General features: G+C 64.6%; 16 protein-coding genes and 3 tRNA genes. 9 read left to right on the top strand and 10 right to left on the bottom strand.

The features are described from left to right. Positions 1-12: 12 nt before the first annotated feature. The 3 genes from J7E83_RS02995 to J7E83_RS02985 form a co-directional block, all read right to left on the bottom strand. Positions 13-345: an alpha/beta fold hydrolase gene (locus J7E83_RS02995; protein WP_251043410.1), complete on the bottom strand. Its 333-nt coding sequence runs from the start codon at positions 343-345 to the stop codon at positions 13-15. Positions 346-534: 189 nt separating this feature from the next. Continuing rightward, complete coding sequence (locus tag J7E83_RS02990) at positions 535-990, bottom strand: GNAT family N-acetyltransferase (protein ID WP_214958945.1); 456 nt, start codon at positions 988-990, stop codon at positions 535-537. Positions 991-1,178: 188 nt separating this feature from the next. Beyond that, positions 1,179-1,847 (bottom strand): ScbR family autoregulator-binding transcription factor, encoded by a 669-nt coding sequence (locus J7E83_RS02985; RefSeq protein ID WP_251043392.1) that lies wholly within the window; start codon positions 1,845-1,847, stop codon positions 1,179-1,181. A 231-nt stretch (positions 1,848-2,078) separates the two neighbouring features. Here J7E83_RS02985 and J7E83_RS02980 point away from each other — a divergent pair, with 231 nt between their 5' ends. The 3 genes from J7E83_RS02980 (at position 2,079) to J7E83_RS02970 (ending at position 4,882) form a co-directional block, all read left to right on the top strand. Continuing rightward, complete coding sequence (locus J7E83_RS02980; protein ID WP_214958943.1) at positions 2,079-3,266, top strand: sugar MFS transporter; 1,188 nt, start codon at positions 2,079-2,081, stop codon at positions 3,264-3,266. Then, the gene (locus tag J7E83_RS02975; protein ID WP_214958942.1) at positions 3,263-3,481 is read left to right on the top strand and encodes a cyclophilin-like fold protein; all 219 of its coding nucleotides are present in this window, start codon (positions 3,263-3,265) and stop codon (positions 3,479-3,481) included. The genes J7E83_RS02980 and J7E83_RS02975 overlap by 4 nt, the downstream gene beginning before the upstream one ends. A gap of 129 nt (positions 3,482-3,610) precedes the next feature. Then, positions 3,611-4,882, top strand: coding sequence for an MFS transporter (locus J7E83_RS02970; RefSeq protein WP_214958941.1), 1,272 nt, complete (start codon positions 3,611-3,613; stop codon positions 4,880-4,882). 159 nt (positions 4,883-5,041) lie between these two features. Here J7E83_RS02970 and J7E83_RS02965 read toward each other — a convergent pair whose 3' ends face one another. From J7E83_RS02965 to J7E83_RS02950, 4 genes are all read right to left on the bottom strand, one after another. Then, the gene (locus J7E83_RS02965; RefSeq protein WP_214958940.1) at positions 5,042-6,079 is read right to left on the bottom strand and encodes an AAA family ATPase; all 1,038 of its coding nucleotides are present in this window, start codon (positions 6,077-6,079) and stop codon (positions 5,042-5,044) included. Positions 6,080-6,281: 202 nt separating this feature from the next. After that, positions 6,282-6,357: transfer RNA gene (locus tag J7E83_RS02960), tRNA-Phe, on the bottom strand. A gap of 48 nt (positions 6,358-6,405) precedes the next feature. Continuing rightward, positions 6,406-6,479, bottom strand: a tRNA-Asp gene (locus J7E83_RS02955). A gap of 91 nt (positions 6,480-6,570) precedes the next feature. After that, positions 6,571-6,643 (bottom strand) — tRNA-Glu (locus J7E83_RS02950). Between the two features lie 169 nt (positions 6,644-6,812). Here J7E83_RS02950 and J7E83_RS02945 point away from each other — a divergent pair. From J7E83_RS02945 to J7E83_RS02920, 6 genes are all read left to right on the top strand, one after another. After that, positions 6,813-7,856 (top strand): PHP domain-containing protein, encoded by a 1,044-nt coding sequence (locus tag J7E83_RS02945; RefSeq protein ID WP_214958939.1) that lies wholly within the window; start codon positions 6,813-6,815, stop codon positions 7,854-7,856. Positions 7,857-7,968: 112 nt separating this feature from the next. After that, positions 7,969-8,937: a DMT family transporter gene (locus tag J7E83_RS02940; RefSeq protein WP_214958938.1), complete on the top strand. Its 969-nt coding sequence runs from the start codon at positions 7,969-7,971 to the stop codon at positions 8,935-8,937. 56 nt (positions 8,938-8,993) lie between these two features. Next, positions 8,994-9,422 carry a metallopeptidase family protein gene (locus tag J7E83_RS02935; RefSeq protein ID WP_214958937.1) on the top strand — a complete coding sequence of 143 codons (429 nt, stop codon included), beginning with the start codon at positions 8,994-8,996 and terminating at the stop codon, positions 9,420-9,422. Positions 9,423-9,432: 10 nt separating this feature from the next. Continuing rightward, positions 9,433-10,353: a cation diffusion facilitator family transporter gene (locus J7E83_RS02930; protein WP_214958936.1), complete on the top strand. Its 921-nt coding sequence runs from the start codon at positions 9,433-9,435 to the stop codon at positions 10,351-10,353. A 227-nt stretch (positions 10,354-10,580) separates the two neighbouring features. After that, a complete protein-coding gene (locus tag J7E83_RS02925) occupies positions 10,581-11,975 on the top strand; it encodes a C40 family peptidase (RefSeq protein ID WP_214958935.1) in 1,395 nt (464 codons plus the stop codon). A 50-nt stretch (positions 11,976-12,025) separates the two neighbouring features. After that, positions 12,026-13,702 carry an FAD-binding dehydrogenase gene (locus tag J7E83_RS02920; RefSeq protein WP_214958934.1) on the top strand — a complete coding sequence of 559 codons (1,677 nt, stop codon included), beginning with the start codon at positions 12,026-12,028 and terminating at the stop codon, positions 13,700-13,702. Positions 13,703-13,722: 20 nt separating this feature from the next. On the opposite strand, the gene J7E83_RS02915 is transcribed toward J7E83_RS02920, so the two are convergent. Genes J7E83_RS02915 through J7E83_RS02905 form a run of 3 tightly spaced genes read right to left on the bottom strand, consistent with a single transcriptional unit; the run spans position 13,723 to position 16,767 of the window. After that, positions 13,723-14,604 carry an ABC transporter permease gene (locus J7E83_RS02915; protein WP_214958933.1) on the bottom strand — a complete coding sequence of 294 codons (882 nt, stop codon included), beginning with the start codon at positions 14,602-14,604 and terminating at the stop codon, positions 13,723-13,725. Beyond that, entirely contained in the window at positions 14,594-15,595 is a 1,002-nt protein-coding gene (locus J7E83_RS02910) for an ATP-binding cassette domain-containing protein (protein WP_311379566.1), read from the bottom strand. Before J7E83_RS02910 ends, J7E83_RS02915 begins: the two co-directional genes overlap by 11 nt. Then, positions 15,592-16,767, bottom strand: coding sequence for a hypothetical protein (locus J7E83_RS02905; RefSeq protein WP_214958932.1), 1,176 nt, complete (start codon positions 16,765-16,767; stop codon positions 15,592-15,594). The genes J7E83_RS02910 and J7E83_RS02905 overlap by 4 nt, the downstream gene beginning before the upstream one ends. Positions 16,768-16,804 lie beyond the last annotated feature (37 nt).

Raw genomic sequence — 16,804 nt, 5'->3', positions numbered from 1 at the left:
CACATGTGTAAGTCAGTGGACGTCCTTGGCGCGTGTCGTGACAAGGGCCCACAGCACAAGCTCCGAGACCCGCTCTGGATGCTCGACGGCATAGCTGAGGCCCAGTGTTGATCCCCAAGAAGCACCGAACAACAACCATTTCTCGACGCCCAGGAGTTCCCGTAACGCTTCCATATCGTTGACCAGATGCGCGGTCGTGTTGTTCTCCAGCGCTGCCAGGTCTTCAGCGGCGTTCGGGAGGCTGTGCCCACATCCTCGCTGGTCGAAGAGCACCACCCGGTAACGACGAGGGTCGAAAAACTGCCGCCACCAAGGAGCCGCCCCCGATCCGGGACCGCCGTGCAGGACGACGGCTGGCTTCCCATCGGGATCCCGCAGACCTCCCAGTAGATGTGGTGGCCGTCATCCGTTGACATCAGCCCAGATTCATACGGTTCGTCCGCTGGGTAGCTCACGGGAGTATTGACCCGGAAGGAAACCAGTGCTGCCTGCCGCCGCTCACAACGCCCATATACATGTTTATTCCCTTAGGCGTCAAGACTGTGCTCGTCCCAGTTCAGGACCGTTGAGCCGCTTTTTGAAGAACGAGGCCGAGTCCTCATAGCCCAGCCGGAGGTAGAACGCTCCTGCCCTGCCGCTGGCCAGTGACGAATAGGATGCGCCCCGTTCGCGTCCCCATCGTTCGGCTTCGGTCATTAGCGCGCGACCGATTCCACCCCGGCGGTAGTGCCCGTCGACCATCACTTCCTCGACCCAGGCCACGGGTCCGTTGGCAAGGAACGTCTCGTGCGTATGGGCCAACAGATATCCCGAGATTCGATCCTGCAGAACAGCAACGAGGACGAGCGCGCTGGTGGTTCCGAGCAGGACTCGGAATGTCCGCTCAAACGGCTCATGCTCGGGACTGAAGGACGTGGCGAAATCGCGAGCGAGCGGCCAAACGCCCGCCAAGTCCTCAGCCACTGCCCGCCGCACCTGCAACTTAGTCATCAGGCAATACTAGGGGGCCCCTGACCATTGGGGCTGGGCATCCATGATGATGTTCTGTTTCCAAGAGGTGGACCGCCCGCGGGTCTGGTCCTTCCGAATGTGGTGTGAATTGCGGTGCTAACTGGCCGGCTTTTCGCAGCCGTAAATATAGCCACCCACCGGCGCTGACTGTGGCGGGAACCAGCGGATCAGGTTTCGGCAAGATCTGATCGGGATTTGGCGTAGTGGGAAACGAAGATACTCCGGGCGACCTTCAAATGCTCACGGAGGCATCCTGGGTCGGAGATGGAGGGAAGGAGGAAAGTCCACATATGGGTTACCCGTTCGATCAGATCGGTGCGGCTCGTCAGCACGTCCGAGACAAATTGCACTCCGATGAAGGATGCCACCACATATCGGGCCAAGTCTTCGAAATTAATGCCTGGCCGAAGCTCTTCCGCGCTGGCGGCCTGGCGGAAAAGCACCTCGAACGCCTGCATAACCTCCAGATAGGGTTTGGTCACCCGAGCAGCAAAGGCGGACTCCTCCATGGAAAGACGGTATGCGGCACCAACAAACGGTTCTTCTGTAAGTTGGCGTGCGACTAGCGCGGAGAGTTCCATCGCGGCAGTAAGGGTACCCCCGCGCTGATTCGATATGGCAGCCGAGGCGGGGGCGAATTCCCGCTCGTATTGCGCGATGACGGCCTGGGCGAGCTTTTCCTTGGTCTGAAGGTGAAACTGCATCGCTCCCTTGGTCACCGCAGCCTCCCTGATGATGTCAGCAGCAGTAGCGCCGGCAAAACCCTCGCGGTTGAACACCACAGCTCCCGCCCGTAGGACTGCGGATCGCGTCGCTTGGGCACGGCCCTGAACCATCGTTGATCTTCCTCTCATAGGCAGAGCTGACATGGAGGCCGGTATCCAAAAAAGTATAGAGGGATTGTTTTCGTTGACCGCGTCCGGCCCGCCTCGCAGTCTTGGTTGACCGCACCAGCGGAATTCGCATCACCGACTTCGGATGCCCCGCTCTCCGACAATCACCTCTAAGGATTCATCGTTTCCAATCACCTCTTCACGCCCATAGGAATCGCCACCTCTTTCGGCGGAATGCTCCTCATCGGGGCTCTCGAAGCACTCTACGGGCCATCTCTGATCCGGCTCATCGAGCGCTTCGGGGTCGACCCCTCCACAGTAGGCATCGTCATCAGCGCCCACTTCATCGGGGGACTTCTCGGTGTTATCGCCAGCCAAAGTCTCCATGGGCTGATCGGCAACAGAATCCTGCTGGCGGCCGGCTACCTGCTCTTGCTCGTAGGAAGCATTGGTTTCGCTTGGGCACCCACCCTCACTCTTGTTGTCACGGCTTCGGCCACAGCCGGCGTCGGATTCGGGGCCCTTGATTACGCCTTCAGCCATCTGTTTGCGGTGGCGTTCGGCTCCGGTTCGGGAAAGATGCTGAACCTTCTCCACGGATTCTTCGGCATGGGAGCCATCCTCGCTCCTCTGGTCGTTGCCCTCTTCGGGCCGGAACATTACCCGGCCTACTTCACCGCGTTTGCTGTTCTTACCCTCATCACCGCCCTGGGAGTTTACGGAGTGCGGTCACACCCCACTCAAGGTCCAGCGGCACCCGGGACACACGCTGTGGTGTCAGCTGGAGGGACGCCGGACGTTGCAGGCAAACAGTTCTACTTATTCAGCGGATTCGCAGCAATGGTCTGCATTTTCGTTCTCCATGTCGCAGTGGGTAGCGGCATCGGGACCTGGGAAGCGACCTACCTGACTCTCACCGGAATCGGCGTCGAGCAAGCAGCCGCGGCAACATCTCTGTTCTGGTTCAGCATGACCGCCAGTCGTTTCGTCCTGGCCGCAGCGATCCAGCGACTGCATCCGGGAACAGTCGTCACCCTCGGCTGTTCACTTATGATCATCGGTTCGGTTCTCGTCTTGATCCCAGGCTTCGCAGTCTCAGGCCTGGCCATTGTGGGGTTCGCGATCGGGCCGGTTTTTCCCTCTGCGCTGGCATGGGCAACCCAGCTCCTCGGAGGACAATCGTGGGTAAGCGGTTCATTGATCGGCATATCAATGATCGGAGGGATCGCCTTTCCTCCGCTACTCGGTGCCACAGTTACAACCGGAGCGGGCGCGGCCCTCTTCCCCCTGGCCCTTGCGGTACTCTCAACGCTCTGTCTCTTCGCATGTACAGCCATAGGCATTCTGCGACTCATTCAGCGCCATCCCCACGCGAAGAGCAAAGACCGCATGCACGATGAATCAACACTGTCGCATCGATGATGAAGCCCCGGCCGGCGAGGCGAATCACGTTAACGATTGGCGACGGCGTCGTTGCCGCATCCCTGAACGACACCGACGCGGCCAGGGACCTGGCCTCGCTGCTCCCGACGGCCTCCTCGTTCACACTGAACCAATCTGCAGTCCACTTCGCCGCTGATGAGTTCAACGGTCGGCTGCGGGTCCCTTTTGGGGACTGGTTGTGTTTGGCGGATTGATACAGTCTTTGGGAGGGCGTGTTCCCTCTCGTTTCTGCGGCGCACTCAAGTGCAGGCGCGTAGGTTGAATCGGGCGCATATATCCCGGTGGCCTGCGGGACCCGGCCGCAATGGAAAGCGATTACGGCTATGACCGTTCTTCCGCGTTTGCTTCGTCAGCCTTTCTCTACCGGGTTCTCTTCGTACAAATCCATCCTGATGCTGCCCGGCTCCCTCCAATTTTTCGTCCCGTCAGTCATTGCCCGATTTGGTGTCTCGATGATCGGGCTCAGCATGCTCTGGTCAGTTGAAGCCCTGACGGGCTCGTTCGCCGTTGCTGGCTCGGTCACCGGCGCTTTCGCGATATCCGAGGCGGTCGTCGGTCCTCAGATCGCGCGCCTGATCGACCGTGCCGGGCAGGGACGAATTCTGCCTGGGTTGATCGCCCTCAATATTGTGGCGATCACTCTGCTGCTCTCGGCTGCGTCGCAAGTCTGGCCGATGCCTGTTGTGCTCGTCTTGGCTGCCTTCGCTGGCGCGAGCACCCCTCAGCCGGGCGCCCTGTCGGCGGCCCGATGGAGTGTTGTCGCAGCGACGCCAGAGGATCTCCGGACAGCCTATTCGCTTGAAGCGGTCGTGAATGACGTCGGCTTTCTTGTGGGGCCGATCCTCGTCACGGTTCTCAGCGTTAGCATCGCGCCGCTGGCGGGTGTCATCTTCGCGACAGTATGTGTTGCAACTGGATGTTTGTTCCTCTCCACTCGTCGAGAGACGGAACCGTCGACCGAGGATACCCGTTCGGCGGGTGCTGTCAATCGCGGGCTTTACTCGCCGGCGTTCTGTGGCCTTCTCGCCGTCAATCTGAGCCTTGGCTTCTTCTTCGGCAGCGTTCCGATCACCATTACCGCCCTCGCGGCCGAGTCCCACGTTTCGCAACTGACCGGGCTGATGCTGGCTGCTACGAGTGTGATCAGCTTGATCAGTGGGCTGGTCTACGGCAGCAGAACGTGGCCAGGATCTCCGGAAAGGGTGCTCGTGATAGTTTCACTTTTCCTCTCGATCATGGTCGGCATAGCCGCGGTATCCCACCTCGCTTTGGTGGCATCCATCGCCATCGCAGCAGCTGGTGCGGCTATCGCCCCGATCGTCGCCACCAGCAACCTATTGATCCAACGAACTGTCCCACCGAACAGGCTTACGCAATCGTTCACGTGGATCAATTCAGCCAGCGCTGCAGGGATCGCGCTTGCCGCGGCGCTGGTCGGGGCGGCCATCGATAGCGGAGGATCCTCTAACGGGTTCATGCTGGCAGCACTCCTAGTGGCCGCGACACCGGCATCTGCAATCCTGACAGCGGTTACCGCCGCGCGGCGGGGCCAAGTGCCCGAGTCCGCAGATCAGGAAACAGTGCAGGAAGCATAGGTGCGCTTAGTCGGGGACGGTCCGGCGGGTGGGCAACGAAAAAGAAGCCAGTGGCCGCGAGGACCATTCCCCTTTCCCCGCCGGGATCCCGGCCCATTTCCTGCGCTTTTCCCGCTCCGGGACGGGACGGCATTCGCCTTACAGCCGCCGCAAATTTGCTCAGACCATCCAGCGCCACCAGCGGGACCGCTCCGGTTCCGGCGTCGGTTCCGGCTCCGGCTCCTCGCCCAAGGCCAGCGCGGCCTCGACGATGTCGTCCGCGGTGAGCGTCATGACGGCCTCACGATCGAGCGCGTCGAGACTTCGTTGCTCGTCGAGCGACAGCCGCAGCGCCTGACGGTTGAGCGCCTGCTCGAACAGCGTGCGGGCGAACCGTGCGTTGCCGGAGTCCTCGCCCGCGTGGAGCCCGGTGAAGATGCGGCGCAGCATCTGGTCCGCACCCGGCTCCAGCGTGTACTCGTGCTGGGCCAGCATCTGGTGGAAGATCGTCTGGAGGGCGTCGACGGAGTAGTCGGGGAACGTGATCTCACGGGCGAACCGGGAGCGCAGTCCGGGGTTCGAGAGCAAGAAGGACTCCATCAGCCGCGGGTACCCGGCCACGATCACGACCAGGCGGTGGCGGTGGTCCTCCATCCGCTTGAGCAGGACCTCGATCGCCTCGGGGCCGAAGTCCATCCGGCCGTCCTCCGGTGCCAGCGCGTAGGCCTCGTCGATGAACAGGACGCCGTCCAGCGCACGCCGGATCACCCGGTCCGTCTTGATGGCGGTCGCGCCGACGTACTGCCCCACCAGGCCCGAACGGTCGACCTCGACCAAGTGGCCTTTCTGCAGCAGACCGACCGCGCGGTACATCTCGGCCAGGAGCCGCGCCACGGTGGTCTTGCCCGTGCCCGGGTTTCCCAGGAACACCAGATGCTGTGATGTGGCCACCTCCGGCAGGCCGTGCGCCTTACGGCGGGCCTGGACCTGGAGCAGTGCGACGAGGGCCCGCACCTGTTCCTTCACGGTCTCCAGTCCCACCAGCGCGTCGAGCTCGGCCTGCACCTCGGACAGCGGCCGGGCCGGACCGGGCCTCGCACCGATGAGATCGCCGACCAGGTCGTCGACGCGCTCCGAACCGCGGGGCAGCTTGAGCTGATCGGCCAGATGGCCGATGGTTTCGCGCAGGTCGTCGAGCGGATTGCGGCTGGCAGCCATGCATCCACTGTAGTACTCGATTCCCGACCCGGGGTTGCACCAAGTCGGAAAGCGGGTCCCTCGTCCCTCCCTACCAAGGGAATACCAAGGGTCTGTGCCAGAACATGGCTGATTTGAGCTGATCGATGCAGAACCGCTCGTTCACCAGAAACGAAAGAACCCCGCAGTTCCCGTGTAAACACTGGGACCGCGGGGTTCTAGCTGGTGGCTCCGACCGGCGTCGATCCGGTGACCTTTCGATTTTCAGTCGAACGCTCTACCAACTGAGCTACAGAGCCTAGGTGACTAGTCACCACGACAGCCGGAATTTCTTCTGGCAATCAGAGCGACCCTGACGGGACTTGAACCCGCGACCTCCGCCGTGACAGGGCGGCGCGCTAACCAACTGCGCTACAGGGCCTTGCTTTTCTTGCTTCCGCAGTATCGCTACCGCGTTTTTTCAAGGCTTCCAGCCTACCAGACATTTGCAGCCTGCCAGACCAGTCCTTGCGTACCCCCAACGGGATTCGAACCCGTGCCGCCGCCGTGAAAGGGCGGTGTCCTAGGCCGCTAGACGATGGGGGCCAGAACCCGTTCGGAACAAAAATAAAAGGCTTCGAGCCGGGGCTTTCAGTCTTTGTCCTTATGCTGTTTCTCCGAACTGGACTCTAAAACTATAGGGCTTCCGCAGGAATTATCCAAAATCGGTCAGCAGCCCCGTGAACAAACCACCGAGAGCGGCGAAGATGGACAGATGGATGCCGTTGACGCGCTCAATGAGATTGCCTACTGGCTGGAACGCGGACGCGCCGCCACCTTCAAGGTGCAGGCCTTCCGAAAGGCCGCTGACATCATCAGCCGCCTGGAACCTGGCGAAGTGGAGGCGCGGGCCCGGGACGGCCGGCTCAAAAGCATGAAGGGAATCGGGGACAGGACCTACCAGGTGATCTGCCAGGCAGTGGACGGCGCAGTGCCCGAGTACCTCGAAGACCTGCGCCAGCGAAACGTCGAACCGCTCGCCGAAGGCGGCGGGGAACTCCGCGCCGCACTCCGTGGTGACCTTCACAGCCACAGCGACTGGTCCGACGGCGGCTCACCCATTTCCCTGATGGCTGACACTGCCCGCCTCCTGGGGCACGAGTACCTTGCCCTGACAGATCACTCGCCAAACCTGAAAATCGCCAACGGGCTCAGTGCGGAGCGGCTGACCGAACAGCTTGACGTTGTGGCCGCCATCAATTCGGACGGTCAGCACGGCAACGGAAAGAGGAACGGCAACGGCTTCCGGCTCCTGACCGGAATCGAGGTGGACATCCTGGAGTCCGGGAAGTTGGACCAGGAGCCGGAAATGCTGGACCGGCTGGACATTGTGGTGGCGAGTGTCCATTCCAAGCTGCGCTCGGACCGGACCACCATGACGGAGCGGATGCTCAAGGGCATCCAGGATCCGCACACGAACGTGCTGGGCCACTGCACCGGCCGCCTGGTGGAGGGATCGCGCGGCACCCGTCCGCCGTCGGAATTCGATGCCAAGAAGGTGTTTGCCGCCTGCGCCGAACTCAACGTGGCTGTAGAGATCAATTCACGCCCCGAGCGGCAGGATCCACCCGATGACCTGATCCAGCTGGCCCTCGAAGCCGGCTGCTTGTTCTCGATTGACAGCGACGCCCATGCGCCGGGCCAGCTGGACTTTCTCCAGTACGGAGCAGAGAGGGCTGCCCTGAACCACGTCCCCGCCGAGCGAATCGTCACCACGTGGCCCCTTGAGAAGCTCCTGGAGTGGTCCTCCGGAAGCTGACCGAGCACTCATGGGCAGCTTCAGGCCCACCACCCGTTCTTTGGCAGAAACTCGACTAGACGTGGCCGATTTCCGCCAGCCCAGGGCGCCGGACCCGGACTAGATTGGCTGCATGGCAACCACCCACACCCGGTCCGAAGAGTCAGCTGCCGTCCTGCCGGAGGGCCGTTCCACCAGTGCCCTGGGCATCGTGGCCGTAGTGGTCACCGTGGTGCTCTGGGCTTCCGCCTTTGTCGGCATCCGGGCCATCGGCCCCACGTTCTCCCCCGGCTCCCTGACGCTGGGCAGGCTGGCCGTTGCCGCCGTCGTGCTCGGTGCCCTGGTGCTGCCGCAGCTGTGGAAAAGCAGGAACTTTCCACAAGGCCACGAATGGTGGCCCATCTTGGCGTACGGCGTGATGTGGTTCGGCGGATACAACGTGGCATTGAATGCTGCGGAACACCTGCTGGACGCCGGAACCAGCGCGATGCTGATCAACGTCGCCCCCATTCTCGTTGCCGCTATGGCCGGCATCTTCCTCAAGGAGGGCTTCCCCCGCTGGCTTGTCATCGGCAGCCTGGTAGCGTTCGGCGGCGTCGCACTGATCGCGCTGGGATCGGCTTCCGGTTCAGGCCCCGTCTCCGGAAAAGGTCCGACGGCGGATGTTGCCGGCGTGCTGCTCTGCCTCCTTGCCGCCGTGCTGGCCGCCGTCAGCGTCATCATCCAGAAGCCCGTCCTGCGAAAGTTCCCGGCAGGCCAGGCCACATGGTTCGGCATCATGGTGGGCGCCCTCTGCTGCTTGCCTTTTACCGGTCAGCTGGTTTCCGAGTTGCAGGCTGCCCCATTGCCTGCAACTCTGGGGCTCGGCTACCTTGGTGTTTTCCCAACTGCCATCGCCTTCACGACGTGGGCCTATGCCCTGTCCCTGGTTGACGCCGGCAAACTGGCCGCGACCACCTATCTGGTGCCAGGGACCACCATCCTGATCTCCTGGCTGCTGCTGGGCGAGATCCCGTCTGTCTGGGGGCTTGTGGGAGGCGCCGTCTGCCTGGTGGGCGTGGGCCTCACCCGGCGCCGGTCCCGCGAGCGGTCGGCGTCGTAACGGACAGATGACCTGAGCAGGTCCGGACGTCACCGCTTCCCGCTAGAGTCAGGGATATGCCCGCCAACCTGCCGCCAGGACTTCCCATCATCCCGGATGGTCCACAGGACTGCGCCCCGTTTGACATGTCGGCCGACGACTTCGAGTCCGCGGTCGCCGACGCCTTGAACCGAATCCCGGCCAAGATTGCCAGCGCCATGGACAACGTGGCTGTGTTCATCGAGGACGACTATGTGCCGGGACCAGGCGAAGACCCGAACACAGTGCTGCTGGGACTGTACGAGGGCGTGCCGCTGACCGAACGTGACTCCTGGTGGGACGCGGGCTCGCTCCCGGACCGCATCACCATCTACCGCCGGCCCATCCTCGAAATCTGCGCATCCCGTGATGAGGTGATCCACGAAGTGGCCGTCACGGTGATCCATGAGGTGGCGCACCACTTCGGCATCGGCGACGCGCGGCTGCATGAGCTCGGCTGGGACTAGCCTTGTAGGCATGGGACACGACCACAGCCACACCCACGGAATCACGGCAACGGGCCGCCACCGCAAACGGCTCATCGCCGTCCTGTCCATTACCCTGGCCGTGGTGGTGGTCCAGGTGGCGGGCGCCCTCCTCTCCGGTTCGCTTGCCCTGCTGGCGGACGCCGGCCATATGCTCTCTGACGCGGCGGGCGTGACCATTGCCCTCCTGGCGTCGTGGATCGCGGGCCGGCCGGCCAGCGACCTGCGGACGTATGGCTACCAGCGCGCCGAGGTGCTGGCGGCGCTGGCAAACGCATTGATCCTGGTCGTGATATCGGTCGTGATCTTCACGGAGGCCATCAGGCGCATCGGATCTGCGCCCGAAGTCCACACGGACGTCATGCTCTTCGCCGCAATCCTGGGCGCCGTGGCAAACCTGGTATCGCTGATGATCCTGCGGGGCGCACATGAGGACAGCCTCAACGTCCGCGGCGCCTATCTCGAGGTGCTCGGCGACCTGCTCGGCTCCTTCGCCGTCATCGTCGCGGCCGTGGTCATCCTCATCACCGGATACCAGGCAGCGGACACCATTGCGTCCGTCCTGATAGCCCTGATGATTCTGCCGCGGGCGTGGAGTCTGCTGCGCGATGTGGTGGACGTACTGCTTGAGGCCAGCCCGAAGGGGGTGGAGGTGCAGATGATCCGCGAACATATCCTCTCCGTAGGCGGGGTTGTCGACGTCCACGACATCCATATCTGGACAATCACCTCTGGGGTGCCGGTGTTTTCCGCGCATGTGGTGGTGGAAGACGGAGTGCTCAACGCCCGCGGCGCCGACCAGGTCCTGGACAAACTCACTACCTGCCTCGGATCCCACTTCGACACCGAGCACTGCACCTTCCAGTTGGAGCCCGCCAGCCACTCGGAGCACGAGTCCCACCAGCACGCCTAGTCGCGACAAGGCGGGAAGGGCTAAGGCGAAGGGCCGACTTCCCGACACGCCGAGGCTAGATGTGCCCTCATTTCACAGTTGTTGTTTATGTTATTGATGTGACTCTTGTTGCCAAAGTGCAAGCGGTCACGTAGCCTCGGACTGCTGGGCGATCAGCAGAGGGGCATCTTTGTGCCGCACACCAAACCCTCGCTGCCCCGGCCTTACTATGCTGCGAGGTTCTGCGAATGGGATTGACCCGATCCGGCCGGAAGGCCGCTGTACTGTGCACCGCCGTCGTACTTTTCGGAGCCCCCGCCTTACCCGCCCAGGCAGCCCCGGCGCCCGCCATTCAGCGTCCGGCGTCGCCGGACATGCCGTCTCCGGAAGACATCGCCGCAGCAAAATCAAATGAGACCGCGACGGCGGAAGAGGTCACCGCAATCGAGCGCATCCTGGCGGATGCAGCCAGCGCCCAGGAGGCCACTTTTGCGCAGGCCCTGCGGGCAAACAACTCGTACAGCGACGCCCTGGTGGAGCTGCAGGCGCGCCAGACGGCCGCCACGGCTGCCATGGCAAAGGCGGAGGCGGCGGGGCAGGAGCAGGACAAGACGCGTAAGCAGATCGGCCAGCTCGCCGGGGATCTGTACCGCAACGGCGGGATGAACCCGGCGCTTAGCACGTTCATGAGCGGCAGCGGAGAAGTCCTGGAGCAGGCTGCAACCCTGGAGGCAATTTCGGCCAGCCGCAGCCGCGCTTTCGAATCCGCTGAGACGGCGGCTGCCGCGGCCCGGTCCCTGACCGCTGCGGCCGAGGACGCCAACCGCGCCGCAGATGACGCGGCAAGGAACGCCGAAGCCCGCAAGACGGAGGCCGAACAGGCCAATGCAGCGCAGGCCAAGGCGGTGGCCGACGCCAAGGCGCAAAGGACAGTCCTCGTAGACCAACTGGCGCAGCTGCGGAACACCACGGTTGCCCTGGAATCAGCGCGAGTCGATGCCCTCGACCGGCAGCGCGAGGAAGCCCGCCTAGCAGCCGTGTCTGCGGCCGCGGACAAGGCCGCAGCGGACCAGGGCGCTGCCGGACGAAGGGCTGGCTCGAGCGGAGGAAGTCCCATCCCTGCGGTCCCGCCGCAGGTGGTACCGGCTCCATTACCCGCACCCGCCCCGCCCGCACCCGCTGCCCCGGCGCCCGGCCCGCCGCCGGTTGCTCCGGCACCGGTAGCCCCCGTTCCTGCTCCTGCACCCGTCGCTCCGGCACCGTCACCGGGCGGAAGCAACGAGACCGCCATCTCGGTCGCCATGACCAAAGTAGGGGCACCGTACTTCTACCAGTACGGGGGCACCGGGCCGTACGGTTTTGACTGCTCGGGACTGGTGCAGGCCGCGTTCGCCGCCGCCGGCAAATACCTCCCCCGCACTGCCGCGCAGCAGTATGCCGCCGCCCCGGTCCACGTACCCCTCTCGCAGGCGCAGCGCGGCGACCTCCTGGTGTGGGGCTCGGCGCCGGACTTCTACCATGTAGCGATCTATCTGGGGAACGGCCAGGTGGTCCAGGCGTTGAATCCGGAGGAAGGCATCGCAGTCACCCAGCTGAGCCGGATGGCGGGGATGCAGCTGTACCCGTACGCTGCGCGCTACTAACCGTTCCTGCAGCAACGCTGCAGGGCCGCGCCCACACTAGGAGGATTGGCTTGGATGCAGATGTGATCATCATCGGAGGCGGCCTTGCCGGCCTGGTGGCCTCCAACGAGCTGGTCCGGGCAGGCAAACGGGTCGCGATCATCGACCAGGAGAATGAAGCCAACCTCGGCGGCCAGGCCTTCTGGTCGTTCGGCGGCATCTTTATGGTCAACACCCCGATGCAGCGCCGCTTCGGAGTCAAGGACTCATTCGACCTTGCCTGGCAGGACTGGCAAGGCAGCGCCGGATGGGACCGCTTCTCCGGAAATCTCCCCGAAGATGTGTGGGCGCAGAAGTGGGGCCGCGCCTACGTTGAGTTTGCGGCCGGCGACAAGCGGCAGTGGCTGCAGGAGCAAGGCGTGAAATTCACCCCGCTCGTGGGCTGGGCCGAGCGTGGGGACGGCAGGGCCGGGGGTCACGGCAACTCAGTGCCCCGCTTCCACGTCCCCTGGGGAACAGGCACAGGAATCTCGGAACCATTCGCTGACAAGGCCCGCGCGGCTGCAGCAGACCGGCGGGTCACCTTCTATTTCCGCCACCAGGTTGACGGCCTAATCCGCACGGGAAACACGGTCACTGGCGTGCATGGCACAGTGCTCGCGCCCGACTCAGCAATGCGTGGGGCCACGTCGAACCGGGACAAAGCCGGCGAGTTCGAGCTGACTGCCCAGGCAGTGGTGATCGCAACCGGCGGCATTGGCGGCAATCATGAGCAGGTGCGCAAGTGGTGGCCCGAACGCCTGGGGACGCCGCCCGCGACCATGATCACCGGCGTGCCCAAACACGTCGACGGGCGGATGCTCGACATCGCTGACGCCGCCGGCGTACGTCTGGTCAACCGCGACCGGATGTGGCACTACACCGAAGGGATCCGGAACTGGAACCCGATCTGGCCCGATCACGCGATCCGGATCCTGCCCGGCCCCTCCTCCCTCTGGTTCGATGCTCTGGGGCGGCGCCTCCCGGCGCCCGGATTTCCCGGATACGACACCCTCGGCACGCTCAAGCTCCTGCGCGCGACTCCCGACATCGCGCAGTACGACCACTCCTGGTTCATCCTCACCCAGAAGATCATCGAGCGGGAGTTTGCCCTCTCCGGATCCGAGCAAAACCCTGACATCACCAACCGCGACTTCATGCTCATGCTCAGGAGCCGCCTCGGGCACGGGGCGCCGCCCCCCGTCGAAGCGTTTAAAACCAAAGGGGCGGACTTCGTCGTCGCCGAAAACCTCGGCGACCTCGTCGCGGGGATGAACCGTCTCACCGTTGAGTCCCTGCTGGATTACGGGCACATCGAACGGCAGATCCTGCAACGGGATGCGGAAATGACCAACCGGTACTCCAAAGACGCTCAGGTCATGGGCATCCAGAACAGCCGGCGATACCTCGGAGACAAGTTGTTCCGGACAGCCAAGCCCCACAGGATCCTCGACCCGGCGGCCGGCCCGCTCATCGCCGTGAAGCTGCATATCGTCACCCGCAAGACCCTCGGTGGGATCCAGACCGACCTCAATGGCCAGGCCTTCGCCAGGGACGGCAGCCTCATGCCAGGCCTCTACGCCGCGGGTGAAGCCGCCGGCTTCGGCGGGGGCGGCGCGCACGGTTACAACGCTTTGGAAGGTACATTCCTGGGCGGCTGCATCTTCACGGGACGGACGGTGGGACGCTCCCTCGCCCGGCAGCTCTGAAGCAGCCGGCAGCTCTGCAATCAGGACAACACATCTTTGGTGACAAACCTCCCGTACGCGAGCGCGCCGAAAACAGCCACATAGCCTGCCTGCAGGATGGCGTTGCTGGCGAACGAGTCCCACAGCACAGGCTGGCGCAGGACGTCGGCGAAGCCAAACCAGTAGTGGCTGAACAGCCACGGGTGCAGCCACTCCAGCTGCGGAAGCTGGTCCAGGACCTGTGACACCACGGACGCCACCACAGTTGCTGCCATCGCGCCGACCGGTACAACGGTGAGGGTGGATAGGAAGAGGCCGATGGCTGAGAGCCCGGCAAGGGACAACGAAAGGTAGGCTGCGATCAGAACCAGCCGGAGCGCCGCTTCCGGCGGCTGGACCACATCGCCGGACAACAGCGTCACCGGGCCGATCGGGAAAAACAGTCCTCCGATAGCTGCACCGGCCAGCGCTACTGTTACCGGTGCCGCCACACAGAAAACAAGGGCCCCGGCATACTTGACCAGCAGCAGCCGCACGCGCCCGGCCGGTGCCACCAGCAGGTACCGCAGGGTGCCCAGGCTTGCCTCGCCCGCAATGGTGTCGCCGGCCACCACCCCAATGGTGAGGGGCAGGAACAGGGGAACGGAAACCAACATTGCCGTAACCGCCACGAAGAGTCCGTTTTGCGTGATCCTGTCCAGGAACGCGGGCCCCCTGCCCGCCGGGACGCTTGAGGAAAGCCTGACGGCGACGGCGATCAGCACAGGTATGGCGGCCAGTGCCAACAGCATCGCCCAGGTCCGGCGGCGCTGGAACAGGACCTTGAGTTCGGATGCCAGCAGGGACAGGCTCGACACCGTTTCCGGTGCAGCCGCGCTGCTTGAGAGGGCACCGGGGACGCGGGCAGGCAGGCTACTGTGCAACGTCGAACCCCTCCCCCGTCAAGGCAACAAAACGGTCCTCAAGGCTCTCCCGCTCCACGGAAAAGCCCCGGACGCGGACCCCCGCCCCCACCAGCCGCGCCACGATGTCCTCCGGCGCCACCATGTCCTGCGCTGCCGGATCACCGCCGGGTCCGGCGCCCGCGCTGGACCCGGCGGCTACAGCGGTAACCACCTCACCGTCCGGCTCGGGCGTTCCTGCCACCGGAGCCATGCCCAGCCGCAGCAGGACACCAAAGGCCCTCCTGGCGTCGGGCGTTATCAGGCGGATCTGCGCTTCTCCGGACTGGCGCAGTTCTGCCAGCGGGCCCTGCGCCACGAGCCGGCCGGCACTCATGATGGCAGCGTGCGTGCAGATCTGCTCCACTTCCGCCAGCAGGTGGCTGGAGACGAACACTGTGGCGCCGTCGGCGGCCAGGGAGCGGACCAGGCTCCGCACCTCCCGGGTTCCCTGCGGATCCAGCCCGTTGGTGGGCTCGTCCAGGACCAGCAGCTCCCGCGGGGAGAGCAGGGCGTTGGCGATCCCCAGCCGCTGCTTCATGCCGAGGGAATACGCGTGGACCCGCTTGCCGGCGGCGTGCGCCAGGCCCACCCGTTCCAGGGCCTCACCCACCCGTGCCTTCCGGGTGGCGGGCGGTGCGTGGCGGCTGGCGGCGTCGAGGCGGTGCAGGTTGGCGGCGCCGGACAGGAACGGATAGAACGCCGGGCCCTCCACGAGTGCCCCCACACGGGGCAGGACTTCATGGAGCCGGCGCGGCATCTCCAGCCCCAGGACGCTAACCGTCCCGGCCGACGCCGCGGCAAGGCCCAGCATCATGCGGATGGTGGTGGTCTTTCCAGAGCCGTTGGGGCCCAGAAATCCGAACACCGAACCGTGCGGCACTGCCAGATCCACGCTGTCCACGGCCAGCTGATGGCCGAACCGTTTGCTCAGGCTCCTGGTCTCAATCGTCAGCCCCGACGTCCCGTTCACGGAGCCACTGCGGTGGCGGCAGCCTGCAGCCGCTCCGGCGGGACCATCCCCACGAAGATGCGTCCATCGTCGGTGAACAGGACGTTGACGAGTGCCGTGGAGAGCAGCCGTCCACCGGGGACGACGACGGCGGCCTGGGCCAGGAGCGGATCCTTCAGCAGCGATCCACTCAGCAGGGATCCCTGCCCGGCTTCCGCTGCCTGGATGCTGATGACCGTTTCCCAGCCGCTGCCCGTCACCGATGGCTTGGCCGCCTTGTCACCAGGCGTGGCCGGGACTCCCCGTGGCACCGCGTCGCCGGGCACGTTGTCGGGCGTGACCTGCCGATGCGGGATCGGCGGCAGCTGCACTTCCTTGACCGTGGCGCCGGGCGGGGGAACGAAGCTGAACAGCGAGTCCTCCGGCACACCCAGCGACAGGCTGGTGAAACCCGACTGGAAGGCCGGCTGAGCCTGGCCTCGCGCAGTGACCGACACCCTGAGCGGCAAGCCGGTCTGGCCGTCGACGGCGATGGCGGCCCGTCCCACGAGGGTCCCCTGGGTCCGCGGCTCAAGGACCAGGTTGTAGGCCGTCCGCCCGGCAACTTCAACATCCGGCCCTACGGTAACCTCCGTGGAGCTGTCCAGCGCTGCCAGCAACCGGTTGGCCAGGGCTTCCGGTGTGGGGTAGGCCGGCGTGGGGTAGGCCGGTGTTTGCGGCTGGGAAAGGGGCAGGTCGCGGGCCATCGCCGGGAGCGTGAGGTGGGCTGCACTGTTGTCCTTGGATGTGTAGAACCACAGGTCGCTGTCCCGCCGGATGATGTCCCGTTCAGCCAGGCGGTCCACCACCTGGATGCGCACCTTGGCCGGCCCGTCCATGAAGACCCGGGCAGTGTGCTGGCTGGTCAGGAGCTCGACTATTGACGCTGCCCCGCCAGCTGCCCCGCCCGCGGATGCCGGCCCGGATGTTGCTCCGGCGGCCGGGAGTTCGGGCAGTCCAAGCTCGGAGGTCTGCTCAAGGGTGCCGGAGAAGGATTTCGTCTCGTGGGCGCCCAGCAGGGCGAGGATCTGTGCGGGGGTCTTTTCGGGAAGGGGATCACCGGCCCAGACCGGGATGGACCCCGCCAGCACCCCGGCGGCGATCACTGCAGGTACGGCCGCGGCGGGCATCCACCGCAGCCAGGGGCGGCTCATGCCAGCCCCGCTCCGTCGTCGTTGGCTCCCATAGATT

Origin of the sequence: Arthrobacter sp. ISL-48 (assembly GCF_018613805.1) — a bacterium.
GTDB lineage: Bacteria > Actinomycetota > Actinomycetes > Actinomycetales > Micrococcaceae > Arthrobacter.
This window is presented reverse-complemented; position numbering and strand designations above follow the sequence as displayed.

What these genes read in the sequence shown, in the direction of transcription:
- J7E83_RS02990 (WP_214958945.1), bottom strand. Translation starts at nt 990, where the DNA reads ATGACTAAGTTGCAGGTGCGGCGGGCAGTGGCTGAGGACTTGGCGGGC.
- J7E83_RS02985 (WP_251043392.1), bottom strand. Translation starts at nt 1,847, where the DNA reads ATGGTTCAGGGCCGTGCCCAAGCGACGCGATCCGCAGTCCTACGGGCG.
- J7E83_RS02980 (WP_214958943.1), top strand. Translation starts at nt 2,079, where the DNA reads ATGCTCCTCATCGGGGCTCTCGAAGCACTCTACGGGCCATCTCTGATC.
- J7E83_RS02975 (WP_214958942.1), top strand. Translation starts at nt 3,263, where the DNA reads ATGATGAAGCCCCGGCCGGCGAGGCGAATCACGTTAACGATTGGCGAC.
- J7E83_RS02970 (WP_214958941.1), top strand. Translation starts at nt 3,611, where the DNA reads ATGACCGTTCTTCCGCGTTTGCTTCGTCAGCCTTTCTCTACCGGGTTC.
- J7E83_RS02965 (WP_214958940.1), bottom strand. Translation starts at nt 6,079, where the DNA reads ATGGCTGCCAGCCGCAATCCGCTCGACGACCTGCGCGAAACCATCGGC.
- J7E83_RS02945 (WP_214958939.1), top strand. Translation starts at nt 6,813, where the DNA reads ATGGATGCCGTTGACGCGCTCAATGAGATTGCCTACTGGCTGGAACGC.
- J7E83_RS02940 (WP_214958938.1), top strand. Translation starts at nt 7,969, where the DNA reads ATGGCAACCACCCACACCCGGTCCGAAGAGTCAGCTGCCGTCCTGCCG.
- J7E83_RS02935 (WP_214958937.1), top strand. Translation starts at nt 8,994, where the DNA reads ATGCCCGCCAACCTGCCGCCAGGACTTCCCATCATCCCGGATGGTCCA.
- J7E83_RS02930 (WP_214958936.1), top strand. Translation starts at nt 9,433, where the DNA reads ATGGGACACGACCACAGCCACACCCACGGAATCACGGCAACGGGCCGC.
- J7E83_RS02925 (WP_214958935.1), top strand. Translation starts at nt 10,581, where the DNA reads ATGGGATTGACCCGATCCGGCCGGAAGGCCGCTGTACTGTGCACCGCC.
- J7E83_RS02905 (WP_214958932.1), bottom strand. Translation starts at nt 16,767, where the DNA reads ATGAGCCGCCCCTGGCTGCGGTGGATGCCCGCCGCGGCCGTACCTGCA.